The 18,946-nt window shown below is 47.2% G+C and carries 14 protein-coding genes; 2 read left to right on the top strand and 12 right to left on the bottom strand.

Annotation, left to right across the window (positions count from 1 at the left end; all coding sequences use genetic code 11):
* The 5 genes from GC101_RS12935 to ilvB form a co-directional block, all read right to left on the bottom strand.
* On the bottom strand, positions 1 to 5,504 hold a 5,504-nt coding region (locus GC101_RS12935), incomplete at its 3' end, for a SpaA isopeptide-forming pilin-related protein (RefSeq protein WP_281365857.1).
* A 357-nt stretch (positions 5,505 to 5,861) separates the two neighbouring features.
* Positions 5,862 to 7,403 carry a 2-isopropylmalate synthase gene (locus GC101_RS12940; RefSeq protein WP_039301498.1) on the bottom strand — a complete coding sequence of 514 codons (1,542 nt, stop codon included), beginning with the start codon at positions 7,401 to 7,403 and terminating at the stop codon, positions 5,862 to 5,864.
* Between the two features lie 105 nt (positions 7,404 to 7,508).
* A complete protein-coding gene (ilvC, locus tag GC101_RS12945; protein ID WP_039301500.1) occupies positions 7,509 to 8,501 on the bottom strand; it encodes a ketol-acid reductoisomerase in 993 nt (330 codons plus the stop codon).
* 182 nt (positions 8,502 to 8,683) lie between these two features.
* Positions 8,684 to 9,163 carry an acetolactate synthase small subunit gene (ilvN, locus tag GC101_RS12950; protein ID WP_039301592.1) on the bottom strand — a complete coding sequence of 160 codons (480 nt, stop codon included), beginning with the start codon at positions 9,161 to 9,163 and terminating at the stop codon, positions 8,684 to 8,686.
* Between the two features lie 5 nt (positions 9,164 to 9,168).
* Positions 9,169 to 10,920, bottom strand: a complete 1,752-nt coding sequence (gene ilvB / locus GC101_RS12955; protein ID WP_039301503.1) for a biosynthetic-type acetolactate synthase large subunit — start codon at positions 10,918 to 10,920, stop codon at positions 9,169 to 9,171.
* Between the two features lie 621 nt (positions 10,921 to 11,541).
* On the opposite strand from ilvB, the gene GC101_RS12960 reads away from it, so the two are divergent.
* Positions 11,542 to 11,988, top strand: a complete 447-nt coding sequence (locus GC101_RS12960) for a GNAT family N-acetyltransferase (RefSeq protein ID WP_039301506.1) — start codon at positions 11,542 to 11,544, stop codon at positions 11,986 to 11,988.
* Between the two features lie 22 nt (positions 11,989 to 12,010).
* On the opposite strand, the gene GC101_RS12965 is transcribed toward GC101_RS12960, so the two are convergent.
* The 5 genes from GC101_RS12965 to GC101_RS12985 all read right to left on the bottom strand — a co-directional run bounded on the left by GC101_RS12965 (position 12,011) and on the right by GC101_RS12985 (position 17,356).
* Positions 12,011 to 12,364 (bottom strand): hypothetical protein, encoded by a 354-nt coding sequence (locus GC101_RS12965; RefSeq protein ID WP_171717611.1) that lies wholly within the window; start codon positions 12,362 to 12,364, stop codon positions 12,011 to 12,013.
* 175 nt (positions 12,365 to 12,539) lie between these two features.
* The gene (locus tag GC101_RS12970) at positions 12,540 to 13,490 is read right to left on the bottom strand and encodes an ABC transporter permease (RefSeq protein ID WP_171717612.1); all 951 of its coding nucleotides are present in this window, start codon (positions 13,488 to 13,490) and stop codon (positions 12,540 to 12,542) included.
* Positions 13,491 to 14,567: an ABC transporter permease gene (locus GC101_RS12975; RefSeq protein ID WP_039301514.1), complete on the bottom strand. Its 1,077-nt coding sequence runs from the start codon at positions 14,565 to 14,567 to the stop codon at positions 13,491 to 13,493. It lies immediately after the preceding gene.
* Positions 14,560 to 16,098, bottom strand: coding sequence for an ABC transporter ATP-binding protein (locus tag GC101_RS12980; RefSeq protein WP_171717613.1), 1,539 nt, complete (start codon positions 16,096 to 16,098; stop codon positions 14,560 to 14,562). The genes GC101_RS12975 and GC101_RS12980 overlap by 8 nt, the downstream gene beginning before the upstream one ends.
* A gap of 178 nt (positions 16,099 to 16,276) precedes the next feature.
* Positions 16,277 to 17,356 carry a BMP family lipoprotein gene (locus GC101_RS12985; protein WP_171717614.1) on the bottom strand — a complete coding sequence of 360 codons (1,080 nt, stop codon included), beginning with the start codon at positions 17,354 to 17,356 and terminating at the stop codon, positions 16,277 to 16,279.
* 305 nt (positions 17,357 to 17,661) lie between these two features.
* On the opposite strand from GC101_RS12985, the gene GC101_RS12990 reads away from it, so the two are divergent.
* Entirely contained in the window at positions 17,662 to 18,204 is a 543-nt protein-coding gene (locus tag GC101_RS12990; RefSeq protein ID WP_171717615.1) for an acyl-CoA thioesterase, read from the top strand.
* A 118-nt stretch (positions 18,205 to 18,322) separates the two neighbouring features.
* Here GC101_RS12990 and rplT read toward each other — a convergent pair whose 3' ends face one another.
* Together rplT and rpmI are read right to left on the bottom strand one after the other, a co-directional pair.
* Entirely contained in the window at positions 18,323 to 18,682 is a 360-nt protein-coding gene (rplT, locus tag GC101_RS12995) for a 50S ribosomal protein L20 (RefSeq protein WP_036649386.1), read from the bottom strand.
* A 31-nt stretch (positions 18,683 to 18,713) separates the two neighbouring features.
* Positions 18,714 to 18,914, bottom strand: a complete 201-nt coding sequence (gene rpmI, locus GC101_RS13000) for a 50S ribosomal protein L35 (protein ID WP_036696104.1) — start codon at positions 18,912 to 18,914, stop codon at positions 18,714 to 18,716.
* Positions 18,915 to 18,946 lie beyond the last annotated feature (32 nt).

Below are 18,946 nucleotides of genomic sequence, written 5' to 3' on the forward strand. Positions count from 1 at the left end.
CCGTCTACCTTAACTAGCTTGAGCGAACCTAAGGTTTCCTGGTTTGTAATTGGAGCCAGTACCTGCTGGGCTTTCACAGTGATTGTGACATCCTTCGGCGTTGAATCCAATTCATACCCGGCTGGTGCCTTTGTTTCCTCCAACGTGTACGTACCCAGCTTCAAATCATCGAATACAATTTCACCGTTCGCATTGGTAGTTTTCGTTGCTACAACAGTCTTGCTGGAATTCGTGAGCTTGAACTCTGCTCCGGCAAGCTTTTTCGTGGCGTCAGCAGCGTCTACCTTGATGAGCTTTAGCGAACCCAGGGTTTCCACATTCTTAATCGGAGCCAGCACCTGCTGGGCCTTCCCGCTGATTGTGATGTTACGCACTGTCCCATCCAGATCATATCCCGCTGGAGCCTTTGTTTCCTCCAGAGTATACGTTCCAAGCTTCAAATCATCGAATACAATTTCACCATTCGCATTGGTAGTCTTCGTTGCTACCACAATCTTGCTGGAATTCGTGAGCTTGAACTCTGCTCCGGCAAGCTTTTTCGTGTCATCAGCGCCGTCCACCTTGACTAGCTTGAGCGAACCCAGGGTCTCCTGGTTCTTAATCGGGTCCAGTACCTTCTGTACATTGGAATCAATCGTAATATTCTGTGGTGTTCCATCCAAGTCATATCCGGCTGGAGCCGTCGTCTCCTCCAGGGTATAGACTCCGACCTTCAAATTATCGAATACAATTTCACCGCTGGCATTGGTAGTCTTTGTTCCTACCACAACCTTGCTGGAATTCGTGAGCTTGAATACAGCTCCTTCAAGCTTCTTCGTCCCGTCAGTTGCATCGACCTTAACGAACTTAATTGAGCCGATGGTTTCTATATTCGCAATCGGGGTCAGAACAAGCTGATCCTTCGAAGTAATCTTGACATTGCGTACCCTTGCATCCAAATCATATCCGTAGGGGGCCTTGGTTTCCACCAGGGTATAGTCCCCAAGATTCAGATCTGTGAATTCAATTTCACCATCGTTATTCGTAACACGCGTTACCGCCACATTTGTGCTGGTATTCGTGAGTCTGAACTCTGCTCCGGCAAGCTTCTTATTCACATTATTATAATCTACCTTACTTATCTTGAGTGAGCCCAAGGTTTTGGTGTTCTTAATTGGGTCCAGCACCAGCTGATCCTTTAAATCAATCTTGATAGTACGCACTGTTCCATCTAAATCATATCCATCCGGAGCCTTGACTTCCTCCAGTGTGTACGTTGCAAGCTTCAAATCATCGAATACAATTTCACCATTGGCATTGGTAGTCCCTGCCGCAACCACAGTATTGCTGGAATTGTATAATTCGAACTTTGCTCCTGCAAGCTTCTTCGTTCCGTCCGCTGCATCCACCTTTATAAGCTTGAGTGAGCCTGTGGTTGCTTTATTGGGGATCGACGGCAGAATCTGCTGTACTTTCGAATCAATCTTGACATTACGCACCGTTCCATCCAATTCATACCCGGTTGGAGCTTCGGTCTCCTTCAGTGTATAATCTCCGAGCTTCAAATTATTGAATACTATTTCACCATTAGCACTGGTAGTCGCCGTTGCCACCATAGCATCGCTGGAATCGTACAGCTCGAACTTCGCTCCGGCAAGCTTCTTCGTTCCGTCCGCCGCATCTACCTTAACAAGCTTGAGCGAACCCAAGGTTTCTTTATTCGTAATTGGAGCCAGCACCTGCTGTACTTTCGAACTAATCGTGATGTTGCGCACCGTGGAATCCAAATCATATCCGGCCGGAGCCTTGGTTTCCTCCAGTGTATATGCTCCAACCTTCAGATTATCGAATATAATTTCACCACTGGCGTTAGTAGTTGCCGCTGCCACCATGGCATTGCTGGAATTGTACAACTCGAACTTCGCTCCGGCAAGCTTCTTCGTACTGTCAGCTGCATCTACCTTAACGAGCTTGAGCGAGCCCAGAGTTGCTGTGTTCTTGATCGGTTCCAGAACCTTCTGCACATCCGAGTCGATCGTAACGCTCTGCTTTGTTGAATCCAGTTCATATCCGGCCGGAGCAGCAGTTTCCTGATAGGAGTAGGTTCCGAACTTCAAATTACTGAATACAATTTCCCCGCTGGCATTGGTAGTAGATGTTGCCACTAGAGTATTGCTGGAATTGTATAACTCAAACTTTGCTCCTGCAAGCTTCTTCGTTTCATCATCTTTATCTACCTTTATTAGTTTAAGCGAACCTTGAAGTGCTTCATTAGTAACCGTCACAGCATTTTGTTGAGCCGGATCAATAGTTACGGGAACACTATTACCATTAAGCTTATATCCAGCCGGTGCTTTAGTTTCTTTGTATGTGTAGCTTCCTCCCATTAATTTCGTAAAAATCACTACGCCGTTTGCATCGGCAGTTCCCGTTTCGACCAATTTATTTGCTGCATCATACAGTTCAAACTCTGCACCTGCAAGTTTTTTGGACGAATCATCCTGGGCAACCTTAGTCAGCTTGAGCGAGCCGTTATAATCATTCGTAACGGTCAGCAGAACAGGTGTAGAAGAATTAATGGTTACCGTCCGTGCTGTAGTAGTATCCAGTGCATATCCGGTAGGTGCCTTTGTTTCCTTTAGAACATATTTACCGGCCCGCAAATTAGTGAACTCCAGATTACCAGCTGAATCACTGGTTGCTTTTACTGTATCCTTCAGTTCTGTACCTACAATGCGACCCAGGGAGAACTCAGCACCCTGAAGATTTTTAGTTTGGTCTGCATTTGTTTTCAGCACCTTAAGCGAGCCTTTCACACCGCTGCCCGTACCTCCGGTATCAACGATGGTGAAGCTTTGGGTGAATGAAGAAGGTTTATTTACCAGTTGGGACCCCAATCCACTGAACGACACAGCATTGGTTACAGGTACGGTCCCTACTGCCGTAATGACTGACTTATAGGTGAGAATGTATGGTTTATTAATGGTGTTCGTAAATGCCAGCTTGAATGTATCCTTGCCGGTACTGTCCGTGATGAAATCCAGCGTATAATCCTTGTCACGCTCAAGCTTGTTAGCCGTTACATTTACAGTCCCGTTTGCAGGGTTAACAGTGGTCTCAACAAGCTGGAAGCTTTCAGGCAGCAGTACCTGATTACTACTCGGAGTATCCACGACTTGAACATTGCTCACGTTTGACTGGTTTGCATTAATCGTTACTGTCCAGTTAATGATAGTTTGATCAGAACTATCCCGGGATCCGGTTTTTGTTACATATTGTCCGCCATTCGTTACACTTGCACTGCCGGATAATACTTCCGAGACTGGCTTATCGCCCGAGTTATTCAAAATGGCGTTATTAGTAACGCTAGACAGGTTAATATCACCGTCTTTGAACTCCGTTTTAAAAACTACATAGAAAGCATAATCCAGGCTGTCTTTGAATTTAACCTTGAGCAATTTATCTGTTACAGTAACTGTGTAGTCTGTACCCTCAACCAAAGCAGGATTTACAGAGTAATGTGCTCCATCAGCACCATAATTCATCTTATTAACGATCACAGTACCCGCAACTACCTGCTGACCCGCCGGAAGCGTATCAACCAGCTCCGCACCTGCAGCGAGCACTCTTTTATTATAGTTCGCTCCAACTGTCCAGGTGATTTTCTTACTGGCTATATCATACTTTCCTGTCTTAAATCCATTCTTTATAACTTTACCGTCTGGAGTGAATGTTGAACTTGATGTCTGAGCACTGCTTGATGTTTTTTCATTCCACACAATGGATGCAGTATTAATGAAATATTTTGAAGCAGTGATCAACGAGTAATAATCAAATTTAGTACTGTACGTAATCGTGTAAGCCTTAGTAATTGGCTTTAAAAATTTAATCTCAAAACCCTCATTCACCTTAAATTCACCAGAGCCTAAATTGGTGATCTCATAATCTGTACCTTCAACAAGCGCAGGCGAAATATCCGGTTTCCCGATCAGTTGCAATCCTGCGTTAGTAAATTTATCGGTAAGTACCAGGTTTGTCATAGTTCTGCTGTCTTCATTAACCTTAATAGTCCATTTCACGGTCTTGTTCAAGTAGTCTACATCCGTACCGTTATTTACAGCCTGCTTGTTCAAAATACGTTGGGTAGTCGAAGTACTCGTTTGAACAGTTTGCCCGTTATATGTCGCCTTATTTACGATACTCTCACCAGAGTATACCCGCTCAGCTACCTTTGTCTTATAGACAATCCGGTAGGCAGATTGAATATCATGGTTGAACTGAAGCTTAAATCCGGCTGTATCTGATACGTCAGGTAGTTGTGTCAGCGTATAATCTGTATCTGCGATCAACGTTCCGTCATCTGTTCCAGATCCATTTTGATCCAGCTTGACCTTATAGATAATCATTGAACCATCAACATAGTCTTGGGTTATGTTGAAATAATCAGTCAGCACAGCATTATTCGACGTTATGGATTTTTCATTATAATTGAACCTAATCTCCCAAGTAATGGTCTCATCCGATGAATTATAACCGCTTGTAAACTTTTCCAGCGTTTTGCCCAAGTTAATATTAACCTCTGCAGAGGCAGTTTGAGGTGAGCCATTAGCAGTCAGTGTAGCTGTATTATTAAACTTTGTTTGCTCTGTAGTACTTATGTTCTTGGTAGTAAACTTTATCCGGTAGGCTTCATTTATTGAATTATTGAATTTGAGATCCAATTTGGTCAGATCACTTGCGGTCGTGTCATAGAGTGCAGAACTGACCTGCCCGCCAAGGGTTAAGTTTCCTTTAACATCCACCGTCAAGGCATATACAGCAATAGAAGCCGGGTCCAGCTCCAAGCCTGTCTGCATGGGGTCAGTAATTACAGCATTATCAAGTTTGTTCAAAAGCGTATTTACATCAACCGTCCAGTCAATACTGCTGGCATTATATTTTTGCGGCATGGGTGTTCCGGTTTTGGTGATAGCTTTGCCGTTACTGGGTTGAACCTGAAGTGTAATTGAGTTATCGGCATTTCCCGCTATCGGAAAATGGAGTACCTGCGTTGTGCTGCCGGTAACTGTAGTTAAGCTTAGGGTGGATTCAACCCAAAAAGTGCCTTTTATATCCAATAGCCCTTCAATATTTTCATTAAAAACAAATACGACTTTATTATCTGCACCTACAGTATAAGTACCAATTCCATTAGCGAATTCACTATTAACCAGCGTACCGGAGTACGTTTGATTAATTTTTAATTGGGAAGGAAGGGTATACGTGTATGTAGCGCCTTTGTCATACTTTGCATCCGGAAGCTCATAAGTCAAATTCAGCCTAACCATAGAATCCAGCTTGTACACACTATCCGTAACCTGCATCCCATTTTCGTAAACCGAGAGTGTTACAGTTTTAACAATATCTTCGGTAATTTCTGTGTTCACTGCATCCGCATTTACATTGGTGAAGAAACCCATTGCATTAGCGAATGATGTTATAAACAATATTATTCCGAGCCCCAGTGCCCATTTTTTCTTTTTCATTAATCTCAAGACCTCTCCCTCTTTCATATGTATAATTTGTTCTTACTTCAGTCGCGGAATGATCAGATAAGACATTAGAGCAGTGACATGAACAATTTCTGAACAGCTAAGTAATTTCCCCATTTCTCACTCCAATTTCCTAAAAACCGCTTAGTATTGACAAAGAAAGTGCCAAAAGGCGTGATTATGACAAGATAAATTGTAACTAAAGTCACTGATAAATCACTGACAAACCGCTGATAAACTCACAAATCCCCCTAAGAAAAACAAAAAAGCCATTGGGCCAGCAGAATGTTCTGCTGGCCCAATGGCCTAAACTCAGGTTTTAATTTAGTGGAAAGCTTCTATATATACCGTTTACAGGCTGGCTTGGTCGGCCGGGAGCAGCGTCTTACGCTTCTCAATAAGCTTGTTCAGTGCATCCAGATAGGCTCTGGCACTCGCTTCCAGGATATCGGTACTGAGTCCGCGGCCCTGCGCTGCGATCTCGCCTTGGGACAGCACAACATGAACCTCACCCTGTGCGTCTTTACCTCTGCTGACTGCCTTAATCGAATAGTCGCCCAAGGTGACTTCCTCACCAGTAGCCTGATCAATGGCGTTATAGATCGCGTCTACGGAACCATTACCCTCGGCAACTGCCACAATCGGCTGCGGCTCCTGCCCGTTAATAATAACTTTGGCCGTTGGCGTAGCTTCATTACCATAAGTCACATATATTGTCTGCAGGCTGAAGGTCTCCGGTGTATCGATCAGCTTCTCTTCCAGAAGAGCCAGAATATCCTCATCCGAGACTTCCTTCTTCTTGTCCGCCAGATCCTTGAACTTGGCAAAAGCGGCATTCAGCTCTTCCTCCGGGACGTCATAGCCCAGATCACTGAGCTTGTCGCGGAAGGCATGGCGTCCGGAGTGCTTGCCGAGCACCAGCTTGCTCTCTTTGAGTCCGATCGTTTCAGGCGTCATGATCTCGTAGGTGGTCTTCTCCTTCAGCATGCCATCCTGATGAATACCGGATTCATGCGCGAAGGCGTTGGCCCCGACGATGGCTTTATTCCCGGGCACTACCATCCCGGTCAGCTTGCTGACCAAGCGGCTGGTACGGGATATTTCCGACAGGACCAGTGAAGTTTTGGCGTCAAAAAATTCGCTGCGGGTCTCCAGCGCCAGCGCTACCTCTTCAATAGCTGTATTTCCTGCCCGTTCGCCAATGCCGTTAATGGTGCCTTCGATCTGATCCGCACCATTCTGAATGGCAGCAAGCGTATTGGCGGTAGCCATCCCCAGATCATTATGACAATGTGCACTGAGCTGTACCCGTTCGATATCCGGCACCGTATCCTTCAGGAATTTGAAAATCGCTCCGTATTCCGAAGGATTCAAATAGCCCACAGTATCAGGGATGTTCACCACATTGGCTCCTTCACGGATCGCCATCGACACCATTTCAGCCATGAAGTCACGTTCTGTCCGGCCGGCATCTTCCAAAGAGAACTCCAGCTTAGGGAAATATTTCTTGGCATAACGGATAGCCGACTGCGCAGTTTCCAGTACCTGTGCTTTATCCATACGGAGCTTGTGCTGGCGGTGAATCGGTGATGTAGCAAGGAAAATATGAATACAAGGATCCTGTGCTCCCTGCAGCGCTTCCTTAACCGCATCGATATCACTCTCTCTGGAACGGGAGAGGCCAATCAAAGTGACGTTCTTCACGGCTCTGGCCACTGCGTTAACCGCAGCCAGATCTCCGGGCGATGCCGCAGGGAATCCGGCTTCCATCCGGTCAATTCCCAGCTTCTCCAGCTGATAGGCGATTTCCACCTTCTCGCGCGTGTTGAGGTTCACACCCGGTGACTGCTCTCCGTCACGCAGCGTCGTGTCGAACACATATATTTTCCGCATGCTGAGCACCTCCTGCAAATTGTCCATAAATCCCCAAATGCGGCTCGCAAAATTACGGCCGCATCTGAGAATCACCTATGGTTCATGTAGTCTTAAGTATATGTCCTATTTCTTAATCCAGTGCATCATTTCACGCAGCTGGCTTCCTACCACTTCTACCGGATGAGCGGCTTCGTTGCGGCGGGTAGCTGTCAGGAAGGCACGGCCGGATTGGTTCTCAAGGATAAAGTCGCGGGCGAATTTACCTTGTTGAATATCGGACAGCACTTCTTTCATTGCTTTTTTGGTTTCATCCGTGATGATCCGTGGTCCGGTTACATAATCACCGTATTCAGCTGTGTTACTGATGGAATCGCGCATAGTGGCAAGTCCGCCTTCATACACCAGGTCCACGATCAATTTCATTTCATGCAGACACTCGAAGTAAGCCATCTCAGGAGCATAACCGGCTTCTGTCAGTGTTTCGAATCCGGCTTTGATCAGTGCAGATACACCGCCGCAGAGTACAGCTTGTTCACCGAACAAATCTGTTTCTGTTTCTTCGCGGAAGGAAGTTTCGATAACTCCTGCACGGGTACAGCCGATACCTTTGGCATATGCAAGTCCGATCGCCTTGGCATTACCGGTTGCGTCCTGTTCAATGGCGATCAGGCCGGGAACTCCGAAGCCTTCAACATAAGTACGGCGAACCATGTGGCCCGGGGACTTAGGTGCTACCAGCAGCACGTCTGCATCCTTAGGAGCAACGATTTGACCAAAATGTACGTTAAAGCCGTGGGAGAACATCAGAGCCGCGCCGTTCTTCAGGTTCGGTTCAATTTCATTCTTATATACGGATGCCTGTGTTTCGTCCGGCATGAGAATCTGCACTACATCTGCACGGGATACTGCTTCTGCTACAGACAATACTTCAAAACCGTCATTCTTGGCAGTTTCAAAAGATTTGCCTTCACGCAGGCCGATGACAACCTGAAGTCCACTGTCACGCAAGTTCTGTGCCTGAGCATGCCCTTGGCTTCCGTACCCGATTACTGCAATTGTCTTTCCTTTTAATACGCTAAGTTCTGCATCCTGTTCATAGTACGTTGTAACTGCCATTGTCAATATCCTCCTTTAATTTGGACCCATCGTAAAGAGCGGGTGCTTCAAGAGCGCGGTGCTTCCTTAACTATGCATTGGCGTGCTCCTCAAGCCCCCGCTCTTTCGCGGGAAAGCCTAACCATATCTTAATAAATTAATGCAAGCAAGCAGTAATTCGTTAAAGCTGTAAATTGTGACGATCACGCATTACCGCGGATCATCGCCGTTACACCTGTTCGTGACAGTTCCTTAATGCCATAAGGCTTCAGCAGCTCAATCATAGCATCAATTTTCTGGGTCTCTCCAACTACCTGTACTAGTAAGCTTGTTGTTCCGATATCCACTACCGAGGCCCGGAAGGTTTCGACAACACCCATAATCTCAGGCCGTTCAGCCGGATCAGCCTTGACCTTAATCAACGCCAGCTCACGGGCAACCATGGGCTTGGAGCCAAGATCAATAACCTTGATGACATCGATCAGCTTGTAGAGCTGCTTCTCAATCTGCTCAAGCGTATGCTGGTCTCCAAGAGTAACGATAACCATCCGGGACAGCCCAATCTCTTCAGACTGGCCTACAGTTATACTCTCAATATTGAACCCCCGGCGGCCGAATAGTCCGGATACCCGCTGCAGCACACCTGGCTGGTCATTTACAAGCACGGAAATCGTATGTCTCATCACCGCTATTCATCCCCCATCAGCATTTGATCAATGGTTGACCCTTGGGTTACCATCGGGTAGACATTCTCGTCTTTAGGGACAACGAATTCTACCAGGACGGGTCCAGGTGTTTCCAGGGCTTCTTTCCACGCAGCTCCGGCTTCCTCTTTATTCGTAGCCCGCAGACCCTTAACTCCGTAAGCTTCAGCCAATTTCACAAAATCCGGACTGCCGGCAAGATCGGTATAGCTGTAACGCTTCTCATAGATGAGATTCTGCCATTGCCGGACCATTCCCAGTACCTGATTGTTGATTACAACGATTTTGACCGGAATCTTATTAATCGCACAAATTGCAAGTTCCTGTGAACACATCTGCATGCCGCCGTCACCATTAATGGAGACTACCAGCCGCTCCGGATGTGCCATTTGCGCTCCGATTGCCGCAGGGAAGCCGAAGCCCATTGTACCAAGACCACCCGAAGTAATCCATGCGCGCGGGTGATTGAATTTGTAATATTGTGCAGCCCACATCTGGTGCTGTCCTACGTCAGTAGTAACAATTGCCTCGCCTTTAGTGGTGTCATTAATCATTTGAATTACCCATTGCGGTTTCAGCTCTGACTCTGAATCTTTATAACGCAGCGGCTGATCCAGCTTCCACTGGGCGATTTGCGTTCTCCAGGCATCCGCATTCGCGGCCCGCTTAACATCAGGAATCAGCATTTCCAGCACGGTTTTGACATCGCCAACGATTGGAATATCAGGCGATACATTCTTGCCGATCTCCGCCGGATCGATGTCGATATGAACAATCTTGGCTTTGGGAGCGAAACCATCCAGCTTACCGGTTACACGGTCATCAAACCGGGCACCAATATTAATCAGCAGATCGCATTGTTGAATCGCATTGTTCGCTGTATAGGTACCGTGCATGCCCGGCATTCCCATCCACAGATCCTCCGCACTCGGATAACAGCCCAGACCCAGCAGTGTTGTAGTAATAGGAATTTCTGTACGCTTCACGAATTCATACATCGCTTCATGCGCTCCGGAGTAAATGACCCCGCCGCCTGCAATAATGATCGGACGCTCTGCAGCAGCAATGGCCTTCACCAGCTTATCAAGCTGAAGCTTGTTAGGCACAGTGCGCGGGTTGTAGCCGCGAAGGTTAACGCCTTGCTGCTGAACCGGCGTGAACAATGTCTTAGCAGCAGATACATCCTTCGGAATATCAATCAGTACCGGACCCTTGCGTCCCGTATTCGCGATATGGAAGGCCTCATGAATAATTCGCGGCAGGTCTTCAACATCCCGTACCAGATAGCTGTGCTTCGTAATCGGCATCGTTATACCGGTAATATCCGCTTCCTGAAAAGCATCTGTGCCGATCAGGCTGGAGAATACGTTCCCGGTGATTACCACCAGCGGAACAGAGTCCATGAATGCAGTAGCAATTCCTGTTACCAGATTAGTTGCCCCCGGGCCTGAAGTGGCGATACATACGCCTGCTTTGCCGCTCGCTCTGGCATATCCGTCAGCTGCATGAATCGCTCCCTGCTCATGGCGTGTCAGAATATGTTTGAAATCATCGAATCCATAAAGAGCATCATAGATATAGAGTACAGCCCCGCCCGGATATCCGAATACAGTATCCACACCTTCCAGTACTAGACTGCGCAGCAGGACTTCGGAACCTGTAATCACCTCAGGATTTTTCCATTTCTCACGTAACTGCTCTATAGACCGCACTTCTTCCGGTAATTGCGCGCTCATCAGTATTCCTCCCTTCGATTGTTCACATTCATTATTCAAATGACAGGACGTCTTTTATACAACATTTAATATTGACGAACAGGCTGTAAATCCTCCCTATTCAACAAAAAAACCTCTCGCCTCCCACGCGCAGAATAAGCGCGTGAGGGACGAAAGGTTTAGCTTCCGTGGTACCACCCATGTTTGCATTACATCTCACGATGAAATGCCTTATCAGGATACAAAAATCCATCGATGTAGGCAGGGCCCAAATCTCTGTAACCTGAAGTCCCTAACGCGGACTAAACGATTCCCCCTAATAATTCCACCGCTCTTGCTGATGGACCTTTCAGGGAAACAGCTCCGAGGTGAGCTCGTATATAAGGGATTTTGGTGGAGGTTGCAGCAATTCCTCTCACTCTCTGAACAAAAGAGCCCTTAAAACTTCGTCCTCTTCATCGCCGATACATGTATGTTCGTTAAAATGTTTAGACACATTATATGATTTCCTCACACGGTAAGTCAATACCCATCTTGCGGATATATATTAAATTCTTCACAAAATGTTGTTCTACCCTTACCGGAACGCCCACACCAAGCAGGGCATATGATGTACGACAATGCGTGGAAAGGGGGCATTATATGATTCGTTACCGCAGACCCAAGCAGGATGACACCGTCATTTTTGACTTGATTGAAAAGCAGCTTGTCCCGCTATCCCATCTTCCACAGACGATTATCAATCAGGTCAGAAAAGATCTGCCCCGCCGCCTGGGGCAAGGCGTTACTCTCGTGGCTTGTCCTGACTATGAGAGTGATCCGCTGGGGTTCGTACACTTTATGCTGCATGGAGATTTGTTATATATCGATATGCTCGCCATTGCGCCTAATGCAAGGCGTAGGCGTTACGGGAATATGCTGATGGATAGAGCGGAGCGGTTTGCACTATCACGCGCATGCCGGCGGGCCAAGGTCTCTGTGGATACCGGGAATACAGCCGGCCTTGCCTTTTATGAAAAACTGGGCTACAGCGTAGCCCGTTATCAACCGCAAAACTACTGTTATGAGCTTGAAAAACAGTTCATCTGATGAACTCAGGCCGCTCTAAAGCTTAAAAGAATCCAATAGGTGGAACACCATAACCGGGACCTGGACCATAACCGCCGTAAGGACCGGGAACAGGCCCTGGGCCATAGCCATAACCGCCTCCATAAGGGGCACCGCCATAGCCATAGCCTCCACCGCCATAGCCATATGGAGCCGTACCTATAGCCAGCAAATCAAACAATACAAGTGGAATCAATGCTTTGGTTTGTACTTTTTTACCACTGATACGCTGTAGAACAAGACGGTTGCCCGAAACACGGATTAACTTGCCCATCACCTTGGAGCCGTCTTTTTTTACTGCAACGATATTTTTACCCACCAGCTTCATGACTTGTTTTTTCGTAACCGGCTGTGCCATAATATCCCTCCTAATGAGTTTCTTAAGCAGTCTATTCGCCTCGGCTGGTATTTGCCTGTACATCTGTCCTGTCCGAATCATGAAGGAGCAGCATCACCGCTAATAAAAAAACGCATTTCCGGATAACCGGAAATGCGCTCTGCAACGAAAAAGAATTAAACAGGAGATACCGACCCTAGCGTTTGCCCGGATCGTATGGTTCCCCCAAAGCCTTAGGGGCCGAAGAACGTCCGACTGCACTGACCAGTACGATGATGGTTAGTACATAAGGAATCATGAAAATGAATTCCTGCGGAATACTCTTGGACCATTCAAACAATTGCACATAGTTACGGATGGCCTGGGACAGACCGAAGAACACGGCTGCTCCGAAAGCACCCAGCGGATTCCATTTCCCGAAGATCATCGCCGCAATGGCAATGAAGCCTTGTCCGGAGATGGTATTGTGAGCAAACGTACCGGTAGTCGTCAAAGTAATTGTAGCTCCGCCGATACCAGCCAGCAGGCCGCTCAGCATTACGCCAATATATCTCATCTTGTTTACATTTACACCCAATGTGTCAGCTGCACTCGGATGTTCACCGACTGCACGCAGACGGAGTCCAAACGGAGTTTTGAACAGGACGAAATAAATAACAACTACTAATATAATCGCTAAGTAGGTCGTTGGATAGGAATTAAAAATCCCTTCTCCGATCACTGGTATCTTGGAAAGTCCGGGAATGGATACTTTGCTAAAACCGTCGATCAGCGGAGTTTCACCGGATCCGTCGAAGATTAGCTTAACCATGTACAATGTACTGCCTGCGGCAAGGAAGTTGATGACCGTACCACTTATCGTCTGGTCGGCCTTGAAGGTTATCGAAGCCACCGCATGAATCAATGAACCAATCACACCCACAGCCATGGCACTAAGCACACCAACCCATGGCGCCCATTCACCCATTCCTGCTTCCTGAGCGTAGTACCCACCCACTGCTGCAGCAAATGCACCAAACATCATCAAGCCTTCAAGTCCGATGTTGACGACACCGGATCGTTCAGAGAAGATGCCGCCAAGGGCGGCAAATATAAGCGCCGTGGAAAAAACAAGCGTTGTATTGAGCAGTTGGCCTAAGACTTCCATCTATAACACCTTCTCTTTCTTGCGCTTGAAGTAAAACGGTTTGAGCACCCAGCGTACAATGCCTTGCGCAGCAATGAAGAAAATAATTGAACCGATGACAATACGGATCAGCTCCGGAGGTACATCTGCACCAAAGCTCATCCCTGCAGAACCGTACGTAAGCGTACCGTATAGAATAGCAGCGAGAATGACGCCGAGCGGATGAGTCAGCCCGAGCAGAGCCACAGCGATACCGTCGAATCCATAACCAGGTGATGCCGCGAATACCGATTGATAATGGAAGACACCCAGTACCTCACCAGCTCCCGCCAATCCGGCGAACACACCACTGATGAACATCGCTTTGATCACATTGCGTCCTACATTCATACCTGCATATTCTGCAGCATGCGGGTTCAAACCTACCGCACGCATTTCGTAACCTTGCTTGGTTTTCCATAAATAGACGTAGAAGAATGTAGCTGCTGCAAGAGCAATAACCGTTCCCCAATGCAGACGGGCATTGTCGAATGTGGAGAACAGGAAGGTCATCGACAGCGATGCCGGATTATCTTCCGAACGGTTCTGTCCCTGTAAGAGCAGGAAGGTCCGGACAATATAGTTCGACAGGAAGAGCGCAATCCAGTTCAACATGATCGTAGTAATAACTTCGTTGATTCCGCGTTTGGCCTTCAGGTAACCGGCAATCCCCGCCCAAAGTCCGCCGCATACACCCGCTGCAATCACGGCAAGAGGTACAAGCAGGAATGCAGGCAATACGCCGCCAAGCTTGATGCCGACTACTGAAGCAGCCGTCATACCGATCATTACCTGGCCATCGGCGCCAATGTTAAACATCCCCGAACGGAAAGCAAAGGCTACCGCGAGACCTGTGAACATTAGCGGAGTCATCTCGCGCACAGCTTCACCGAAATCGTATGGACTGCCGAATACGCGTTTGAATAACGCCGAGTAGGCTGCAACCGGATCGTATCCGCCAATCAGCATAACGATAGCGCCGACCAGGAAACCCAACAGAATCGCAATAAGCGGAATAATGTAGGTGTCTGTAGCGAATATTTTTTTGATTCTAGACATCCGCGTGGCCTCCCCGCTTCAAGCTGCCCGCCATCATCAGACCCAGTTCCTGGTCATTCGTATCCTGCGGGAATACTTCTCCGACAATCTGCCCTTCGTAAATAACGGCAATTCTGTCGGATACATTCATAATTTCGTCCAGTTCAAAAGAGATCAGCAATACGGCTTTGCCCTGGTCACGCTGGGCAATCAGCTGCTTCTGAACAAATTCAATGGCTCCGACATCAAGGCCACGTGTAGGCTGTGCTGCAATCAGGAGCGTCGGATTTTTGTCTATTTCCCGCGCAATAATCGCTTTCTGTTGATTACCGCCGGATAATGACCGGGCTTTGTTCTCAATTGAAGGCGTACGCACATCGAATTGCTTCACCAGATCCTCTGCATGCTGGTTGATAACATCCTTATTCAAGAATCCGTTCTGATTGTACGGGCTCTTATAATACGTTTCCAGCACCATATTCTCACTTACAGTGAAATCAAGTACAAGTCCATGCTTGTGCCGGTCTTCCGGGATATGGGAGACATTCATTTCAGACACTTTACGCGGAGAGAGGTTGGCAATCTCCTTGCCCGAAACGGTAATTGAACCGGAATCGATCTTGCGCAAACCGGTAATCGCCTGAATAAGCTCGCTTTGTCCGTTGCCGTCGACTCCTGCAATCCCCAGAATCTCGCCCGCTTTCACTTCAAAGCTGAGGCCGTTCAGCACAGGGACCCCATCCTTGCTTTTACTTCTGACATCAGACAGCTTCAGGATGCCTTCACCAATATGTGCAGGCTGCTTGTCTACTTTAAAGGTAACACCGCGTCCGACCATTTTTTCGGCCAGCTCATTCGGATTCGTTCCGGAGGTCTTAACGGTATCAATTACCTTACCCCGCCGGATAATGGTTACACGGTCGGAAATCTGCATAATTTCTTTCAGCTTATGGGTAATAAGTATGATGGACTTGCCTTCGGCAACGAGCCGCTTCATAATCGCCATCAGTTCAGTAATTTCCTGGGGCGTAAGTACAGCGGTAGGCTCGTCGAATATAAGTATATCCGCTCCGCGGTACAGGGTTTTCATAATTTCTACCCGTTGCTGCATGCCTACCGAAATGTCATGAATTTTGGCATTTGGATTGACTTGAAGACCGTACTGCTCCGATAGCTTACGAACCTGCTCCGCAGCGGATTTATAGTCGATTTTAAGACCTTTTTTCGGTTCCATGCCAAGAACAATGTTCTCGGTTACCGTAAAAGGCTCTACTAGCTTGAAATGTTGGTGAACCATACCAATGCCAAGCTCAATAGCCTTATTGGGGTTATCGATAATAACCGGTTTCCCGTCGATTTCGATGCTGCCTTCATCGGGCTGGTACAGTCCGAATACGATATTCATCAAGGTTGATTTGCCTGCCCCATTCTCACCAAGCAGTGCATGTATCTCGCCTTTTTCCAGCGTCAGACTGATAGCGTCATTCGCGACAATACCGGGAAAGCGTTTTGTGATTTGCTTCAACTCTACGACAGGAGCCGCAGCACTCATGGTATCACCCTCATCACAGAATATATAATACTGCCTTATAGACACGGCTGTACCGCCCTATGCAGGACGGTACCGCTGTGTATACCTATAACAAATGTTGTAACAGAGAACAAGGCCAGCTCAAGTAACCGGCCTTGTTTCTTGATATGGTTAAATCCAGTAAAGGTGAGGCAAAGAATTACTCGGCAGGAACAGTGATTGTTCCATCGATGATTTGTTTGCTGTACTCGTCAACTTTAGCCAGGATTTCTGCAGAAACGTTAGCTTTGGATGTTTCAGGAAGGCCTACGCCGTTGTCTTTCAGACTAAGAACAGTTGTAGTTCCGCCTTTGAATGTTCCGTCAACCACTTGCTGGGAAACCTTCTTAACCGCTTCGTCAACACGTTTGATCATGGAAGTCAAAGTTACATCGTCGCCAAATTCCAGGGATTGGTCTTTGTCTACGCCGATAACCCATACTTTAGTACCGCCAGCTTTGTTGCGGGACTTAGCTTCATTGAATACGCCGTTACCTGTAGCGCCGGCAGCCGGGAAGATGATGTCATTGCCTGCATCATACAGGGTAGCAGCCAGGGATTTACCAGTATCAGGCTTGTCATAAGCACCTGCATAAGTAATCGTTACATTCGCAGTAGGGTTAACTGCCAATACGCCGGCTTTGAAGCCAACTTCGAAACGTTTGATAACCGGGCTTTCCATACCGCCGATGAAGCCTACTTTGTTAGTTTTGGTTGTCAGACCTGCAACAACACCTACCAGGAAGGATCCTTCGTTCTCAGCAAATGTCACAGATTCAACGTTAGGAGCTTCTACTACGCTGTCGATGATTGCCAGGTTAGCAGTCGGGTTCTCATTAGCAACCTTCAACACTGCATCGCCAAGGTCAAAACCGATACCCCAAGTCAGATCATAGCCGCCTTTAACGAATTGGTTAAGGTTTGGCTCATAGTCTGCATTGGATTTACTTTGCAGGTATTTGATTTCAGCGCCAGATTCTGTTTCCAGAGCCTGCAGGGCTTCCCAAGCGGATTGGTTAAAGGATTTGTCATTAACGCCGCCCACGTCAGTTACGAGACCGAGTTTGACAGCCTTAGGAGCCTCAGTTGCTGCTGGTGCTTCTGTTGCTGCTGCATCTGTGGTTGGTGCAGTAGTTGCTGCTCCAGCATTGGTGTTTGCGTTGTTATTGTTTCCGCATCCTGCCAAAATAACAGTGAATGCCATAACCATAACTAAAGATAGTTGGTAAAACTTCTTCATCGAATGTGATCCCCCTTAGAAAATTGGATGTCTTCTGTGTTCTGCTTGGACATACCATTAGAACAAATTATACCTGCAAAAAAAGCTAAAATCCAGTCTATTAATGACCTCAGGTCAATAATAATTTGCATTTATCAACAAGAAACCGCTTACCATGACATGGCATGTAACCGCTATGTATGGTAGGTGTCAGGAAACCTCGAAATTCATCTTGTGATACCCGCGCATTAACGTTATTATTGCACAGTGATGGCTTTTCTATTATCATGAATGTTTACATATTGTTCGCAAAGGGAGTTACTGAAATGGATCAAGAAAACAAACCTCAAGTTGTTCCGGTCTCTAAATACTGCCACGAATCCCGCGTATTCAAAACCGGCCGCGTCTTTCCGAATGATGTTAACAACCACAAAACATTGTTCGGCGGCAAACTGATGAGCACAATTGATGAAGTCGCCTCCATCTCGGCCATGCGCCACTGCCGTACGAATGTGGTAACCGCCTCCGCTGACTCTGTAGACTTCCTTCTGCCGATCAGGCCAACTGATTCCGTCTGCTTCGAATCCTTCGTCTCCTGGACGGGACGCACCAGCATCGAGGTATTCGTCAAAATCATCTCGGAGAACCTCTATACAGGTGAACGCGCAGTTGCAGCTACATCGTTCCTTACCTTTGTTGCAGTCCATGAAGATGGCACTCCATCCCCTGTTCCGGCCATCATTGCCGAGACTGAGGAAGAGAAGCTGATCTGCCAATCGGCCAACGAGCGTTCGGAGCTGCGCAAGATCAGACGGGCCAGCAGCAAGAAGCTGGCTTCACAGCTTAGCACAACAAAGTACTGGGAATAGCACTCTCCGGAATTCTGTTCCTTCAATATAGCAGGGAGCAGCAGCTCAGCCTTACGGCACAAAAAAGCACCGTCACGCGGGACATCCCGCAGGCGGTGCTTTTCGGTTTATATCATTCTTACGCGTTGATCTTCTCTTTGGCAACTACAGCCAGGGAGTTGAATGCGTTCAGATCGTTCACTGCCAGATCAGCCAGCATCTTACGGTTCACTTCTACGCCAGCCAATTTCAGGCCGTATACAAGCTTGCTATAGGAAAGACCGTTCAAACGCGCTGCTGCGTTGATACGAACGATCCACAGTCTGCGGAAGTTACGTTTAGTCTGACGACGGTCACGGTAAGCGTAAACCATCGATTTCATTACTTGCTCTTTAGCTGTTTTGAAAATGCGGTGCTTGGAACCGAAGTAACCTTTTGCCAGTTTCAATACTTTTTTATGTCTACGACGAACTACAAATCCGCCTTTAACTCTTGCCATATTAATAAACCTCCCAAAAATGTGTAATTAACTATTTCAAGTTAGCAAGTCCTTGTTTCAAACGTCTTACATCCCCAGGGGCCATTACTGGATTGCCGTTCAATACGCGTTTTGCGCGTTTCGATTTGTGGGACAGCAAGTGGTTCTTGTGAGCTTTGTAACGCAATACTTTACCAGTTCCAGTGATCTTAAAGCGGCCTTTCAGGCTGCTATGTGTTTTCATTTTAGGCATGGTGTTTCCTCCTTGAATATTATGCGGCGCCA

Source organism: Paenibacillus phytohabitans, assembly GCF_013141775.1.
In the GTDB taxonomy this organism is placed as follows: Bacteria; Bacillota; Bacilli; order Paenibacillales; family Paenibacillaceae; genus Paenibacillus_AQ; species Paenibacillus_AQ phytohabitans.

Excerpts from the sequence above, each read along its gene's own strand:
- GC101_RS12940 (WP_039301498.1), bottom strand. The coding sequence starts at position 7,403 with ATGCGGAAAATATATGTGTTCGACACGACGCTGCGTGACGGAGAGCAG.
- ilvC (WP_039301500.1), bottom strand. The coding sequence starts at position 8,501 with ATGGCAGTTACAACGTACTATGAACAGGATGCAGAACTTAGCGTATTA.
- ilvN (WP_039301592.1), bottom strand. The coding sequence starts at position 9,163 with ATGAGACATACGATTTCCGTGCTTGTAAATGACCAGCCAGGTGTGCTG.
- ilvB (WP_039301503.1), bottom strand. The coding sequence starts at position 10,920 with ATGAGCGCGCAATTACCGGAAGAAGTGCGGTCTATAGAGCAGTTACGT.
- GC101_RS12960 (WP_039301506.1), top strand. The coding sequence starts at position 11,542 with ATGATTCGTTACCGCAGACCCAAGCAGGATGACACCGTCATTTTTGAC.
- GC101_RS12965 (WP_171717611.1), bottom strand. The coding sequence starts at position 12,364 with ATGGCACAGCCGGTTACGAAAAAACAAGTCATGAAGCTGGTGGGTAAA.
- GC101_RS12970 (WP_171717612.1), bottom strand. The coding sequence starts at position 13,490 with ATGGAAGTCTTAGGCCAACTGCTCAATACAACGCTTGTTTTTTCCACG.
- GC101_RS12975 (WP_039301514.1), bottom strand. The coding sequence starts at position 14,567 with ATGTCTAGAATCAAAAAAATATTCGCTACAGACACCTACATTATTCCG.
- GC101_RS12980 (WP_171717613.1), bottom strand. The coding sequence starts at position 16,098 with ATGAGTGCTGCGGCTCCTGTCGTAGAGTTGAAGCAAATCACAAAACGC.
- GC101_RS12985 (WP_171717614.1), bottom strand. The coding sequence starts at position 17,356 with ATGAAGAAGTTTTACCAACTATCTTTAGTTATGGTTATGGCATTCACT.
- GC101_RS12990 (WP_171717615.1), top strand. The coding sequence starts at position 17,662 with ATGGATCAAGAAAACAAACCTCAAGTTGTTCCGGTCTCTAAATACTGC.
- rplT (WP_036649386.1), bottom strand. The coding sequence starts at position 18,682 with ATGGCAAGAGTTAAAGGCGGATTTGTAGTTCGTCGTAGACATAAAAAA.
- rpmI (WP_036696104.1), bottom strand. The coding sequence starts at position 18,914 with ATGCCTAAAATGAAAACACATAGCAGCCTGAAAGGCCGCTTTAAGATC.